This window comes from Streptomyces sp. NPDC001156 (genome assembly GCF_053598275.1).
Map to the genome: position 1 here is coordinate 1 of NZ_JBSFJX010000376.1, position 4,558 is coordinate 4,558.

Sequence of the window (4,558 nt, forward strand, 5' to 3'; positions counted from 1 at the left end):
GACGGAGTCACCGAGGCCCGGGACCGCCTGGGCAGCTTCTACCCCCTCCTCGAGCGGGTGACGGCTTGGGCCGATCGGCGTCCGGATGCGCTCGTACGCAGGATCGGCGCGGACCTGCGGGCGCACACGGGCGGACCGCTCGCCGACGACATGGCCCTGATCGTGCTGCAGCGCGAGGGGGCCCACGTCCCGGCCCATTCCTGGCGGACGGCATAGCGGAAGGAGCTCCGCAGCAGGTGTACCACGCGGGTGCTTCACCCCGACCTACGCGTCCCGCGCCAACCCGATCGAGGCGCACTTCGGACCGCTGCGGCAGTTCACCATCGCCAACTCCCACTACCCCAACCACACCGTGCAGACCCGGGCCCTGCACGCGTACCTGCGCTAGTGCGACGCCGACGCCCGCCACCGCGATGTCCTTGCCACGCAACGCGAGGAACGTGCCCGCATCCGCAGCGAGACAGGCATCGGCTGGGGCGGGCGCCTCCTTAAAGCCGCAGCCGGAACGACCGGCGAACCTATGCGGCCACAGCACACTAGCCGCCCAGCCACACGGTTGGGGCAGGCCTCCCGGGCTCGGGAGGCCTGCCCCAACCCACTTCTACCGGAGACGAGCCCGTCCTCAGGAAGGCAGGGGTGGGCGGGCCTTGCGGTCGGTCGACGCGTCGAAGTGACGATGAGCTCGTCATGAGCGGCAGGGGACGCGACCTGCTCCGCGGCAGATACTGTTGTTGAGGGACAACGAGGTCATATCGCTCGACGATGGGTAGTGAGCGGCAAATGGACGCCTCGGATGAACTTCTTCAGATGGCTACACCGTCGGCTCTTTTGACCCTGGACGGTGTCATCCGCTCCCTCAACGCCGCGATGGCCACTCAACTGGACAGGCCGTGGGAAAAGTGCGTGGGTCATGGCTTCGTTGATCTACTCCCCGAGGACCAGCGCATCTCGGCTGAGGGCCTCCTGACGCACGGGGCCACGACGAAGGGGCTTGCGATGCGTGTGCTGGAATTTCCCGGCACGAGCACCGCATCTGTGGTCTGCTTCGTCGAGGCGCGACCGGTGACGGATCCCTCGAGCGGCGAGCGGCTCGTGTGGGTGCATTCGTTGGACGCGAGACACGACCTCGGCGGTCTGGTGGTCCCATTCCAGCTTGCGGCGAAGGCTGCCGACCTCGGCCTCTTCATGTGTTCCCCCGATGAGCACCAGGTGGAGTGGCTGGGTGGCGCACCCGCCGTGGGCGCGCTCTTCCCGCAAGGGCCGGTGCCCCGGTCCAAGATGATCAGGCGAGTGCACCCTGATGACCGAAAGGACGTGCAGCGGCTTGTGCGCTCGTCCGCCGCCCAGTCCCCGTGGATCAGGTCACGGTTCCTCACCGAGCACGATGGCTGGCGTGTTCTCGCAGGCCAGGTCCGCCGGCTCCAGTTGGGATACGGCGGCCCCGAACGGGTCTTCGCGGTGATCCGCGACGACACCCAGTCGGAGGCACACCGCCAAGAGACGCTGGCCGAGGTGAGCGCGGAGCGGGAGCGAGCCGACGGGATCACCGCGTTCTCCTCCGCCCTGTTCAGCGCCGCCACCGAGCAGGAACTGCAGCAGGTTGTCCTGGCCCGGCTCGCTGCGGCCGTCGGAGGTTCCGGCGCCCTGTTCGCACTCGTCGACGATGGTCGCTTGCGGGTCTCCTCGGATGCCGGGATCCCCACGTGGGAGGTTGATGCTCTGCTCGGCCTGTCGCTGGATGAGGACCGGCCGTTGCCCAACGTGATCCGTACCGGTCAGGCGCAGTTCTTCCGCAACCACGAGGAGCTTGCTCGCCGGTGGCTGCATGATGACGGTCTGCCCCTGGCGCGCCCCGCCCCCGGCACCGCCTTGTCGATCACCCCCCTCAGCCCGGTGGGCGACCGGCCGCTCGGGGCCTGGGTGGTGACGTACGACAGTGAGCACCCTCCGTCCCCGGAGAAGCTCGCCTTCATGACGGCTCTGGCCGAATTGGCAGGCCAGGCACTGAGGGCCATCAGGTTGCAACAAGCCCACGTCGAGCTGTCCATGGCGCTCCAAGAGAGCATGCTCCCGACGCTGCCGGAGCGCCTCCCAGGCCTGGAGGTCGCCGCTCGCTATCGGCCTAGCCGAGATGGGCTGGATATCGGCGGAGACTGGTATGACGCGTTCTTCCTACCCGACGGTGCGGTTGCACTGGAAATCGGCGACGCTCAAGGGCACGACGTGGATGCCGCGGTTTTCATGGGCCAGGTGCGCTCGTCCATGCGCGCGATCGCCGCCCACGAGCCTGACCCGGGAACGGTGCTGACTCGTACCAACGAGTTGCTCGTCGCGATGGACGCGCCGCGCTTCGCAAGCTGCACCATGCTGCACCTCGATCCGCATGACGGGCAGGTCATCGGCACCAGCGCAGGCCATGTGCCACTGCTCCACGCACGCGACGACGGCAGCCACACCATCCGCACACTTCCCGCCGGGCCGGTCCTGGGAATCGTGCCTGACACCGAGTACCCCGAGGAGACCTTCACTTTGGAAGAGGGCACCGCGCTGGTCATGGTCACCGATGGTGTGGTGGAAGGGCCGCGCCTGCCCCTGGAAGCCGGACTGGAGCGAGCGGGAGCGCTGGCCGCTCGAGCCCTCCAGGACCGGCTCGGCGTCGAGGCGACCGCAGACCGAATACTCGACGCGGTGGCCGCGGTTGACCACCTCGACGACGTGGCCGTGCTAGTCATCCGACGCGCATGAGACTCGATGTGCCTCCCTGGGCGGCAAGCCGCCCTCCGGCCCTCATTCAATGGCGCAGCGTCAGCCCAGGGTGACTCCCCCACCTGCTCCTGGCACGCGGCGGCGAAGCGGCCGCACAAGCCTGTCTCACCCTTTCAGGTCGTGGTAGCGCTTGAGCACCCCCTGCGCGGCCAGGGCCCCCAGGTCGCGGCTGATGGTCATCTCCGACGCCCCGGTGAGCGGGCCGTCTACCTCGTGTCGACGCCTGCACGACGGCCCCTGCCAGGGCCCGCTCGCGGGCGTCGCGCACGGCAGCGGACAGGCTGGCGATGTCGTAGGCGCCGTGGTGCCGCCGGTGACGAAGAACGTGGGCGTCCCTGCCACGCCGCTGAGGTCTGCCGACTCCACGTCCTCAGCCACGTGCGCTGCGCCCGCCCGGGTGCGCACGTCGTGCTCGAAGCGTTCGGTGTCCAGTCCGATCTCCGCCGCGTAGCGGCTGAGGTCATCCGGCTACAGGGAGCCCTGGTGGGTAAGGAGCAGATCGTGCATCTACCAGTAGCGGCCTTGCACAGCCGCTGCTTCCGCCGCTTCGGCGGCGATCTGGGCGTGCACGTGGACGTCCGTGAGAGGGAGGTGGCGCCAGACGTAGCGCACGTCGCCGAGTCCTCCCAGCAGCTCGCAAATGACGGGCTCGGCCTGGCCTCCAGCTCCACCCGGCTCAGCGCTCACCCCGCTGGGCACGGCCGCTGAGGCGCAGAGTTCGAGTCGGTCTACAACGAGCATCGGCCTCACCGCACCTTGCGCATCTGCGGCCGGTGCCCGATCCCATCGCTGAACGGGGCCGACTTGACCGACTCGGCGGTCTCTTCCACGAGTATGCACAGGTGGCTTGACCAGCTAGGACGTCGGCACGCGCAGCGCAATATCCGCTTCGCTGTCAGCTCCGACCTGGTCCACCGCGACTTGCGAGATCCCAACGCGGACGCCCCGCCCTCACCCGCCCGGCGATGTCCACCGCTCTCAGGCCGACCGCGTCCTAAGGCTCCTGCAGTCGCAAGCACCCGCTTCGCATGTTGGCGGCGCTCCGCGCGGTTAGTGCCTAGATGCACGATCTGCCGCCTACTGATTCAGTGGCTCGGATATGTGGTCCAGCGGTCTCCCGCAGTGCCCACGGCTTGACGGCGTACGACGGATGGCTGATCACCGGTGCCGCCGGTCGGGAGTGCCCGCAAGGTTTCCCAGGTCCCTGACGACCGTATCGGCGCCATGCGCGTACAGGAGGCCGGCCTGGTCCGTCCGGTCGACGCCGACCACCCACCCGAAGTGCCCCGACCCGCTGGCGTCCATGCCTGCCTGCGTCCTCGAAGACTGCGCACTCGGAGGGGTGCTGGCCAAGGCGCGGGCTGCCGCCAGGAACGTGTCGGGATGGGGCTTGCCCCGCAAGCCCCGGCTCGCGGCCACGACGCCGTCACGTGACGACAGCTGTGAGCAACCCCCCGGTCACGGGCCGCCACGAGGTAGGCCATGGTGTCCCGGTAGACCTCAGCTCCCTGCGAGCGGATCCTGGCCTCGAACAGGTCTATCTTCCAGCGGCCCAGGCCGTGCACGGTGTCCAGACCCGCGGGGTCGTCGGGGCTGCCGTCGGGCAGTTCAATGCTGCGTGAGGACAGGAAGCACCGCACGCCGTCGGCTCTCGACCGCCCGTCGACGAAGTCGCGGTAGTCCGTGTCCGCACTAAACCTCGATCCACCGACCGATGCCTGTGGATGACGCTTGGGAAAATGAAGAAGTGCCTTGTGACCTGCGATGATGGGAGTTCTTTACGCTTCCAGCA

Annotated in this window: 2 protein-coding genes and 3 pseudogenes; 3 read left to right on the forward strand and 2 right to left on the reverse strand. The window is 68.4% G+C overall.

The genetic code is table 11. The features are described from left to right. The 3 genes and pseudogenes from ACWDA7_RS50700 to ACWDA7_RS50710 all read left to right on the forward strand — a co-directional run. Positions 1-216 (forward strand): SpoIIE family protein phosphatase (locus ACWDA7_RS50700; protein ID WP_450614718.1); only part of this gene is annotated, 216 nt, incomplete at its 5' end. A 34-nt stretch (positions 217-250) separates the two neighbouring features. Further along, positions 251-502, forward strand: a pseudogene (locus ACWDA7_RS50705) (IS630 family transposase); the annotation flags it as partial. A gap of 305 nt (positions 503-807) precedes the next feature. Then, positions 808-2,745 carry a SpoIIE family protein phosphatase gene (locus tag ACWDA7_RS50710; protein WP_450614720.1) on the forward strand — a complete coding sequence of 646 codons (1,938 nt, stop codon included), beginning with the start codon at positions 808-810 and terminating at the stop codon, positions 2,743-2,745. Positions 2,746-2,998: 253 nt separating this feature from the next. On the opposite strand, the pseudogene ACWDA7_RS50715 reads toward ACWDA7_RS50710, so the two are convergent. Continuing rightward, positions 2,999-3,426: pseudogene (locus ACWDA7_RS50715) on the reverse strand (DsbA family protein); the annotation flags it as partial. Positions 3,427-3,924: 498 nt separating this feature from the next. Next, positions 3,925-4,454 (reverse strand): annotated as a pseudogene (locus ACWDA7_RS50720) (HAD-IA family hydrolase); the annotation flags it as partial. Between the last annotated feature and the right edge of the window lie 104 nt (positions 4,455-4,558).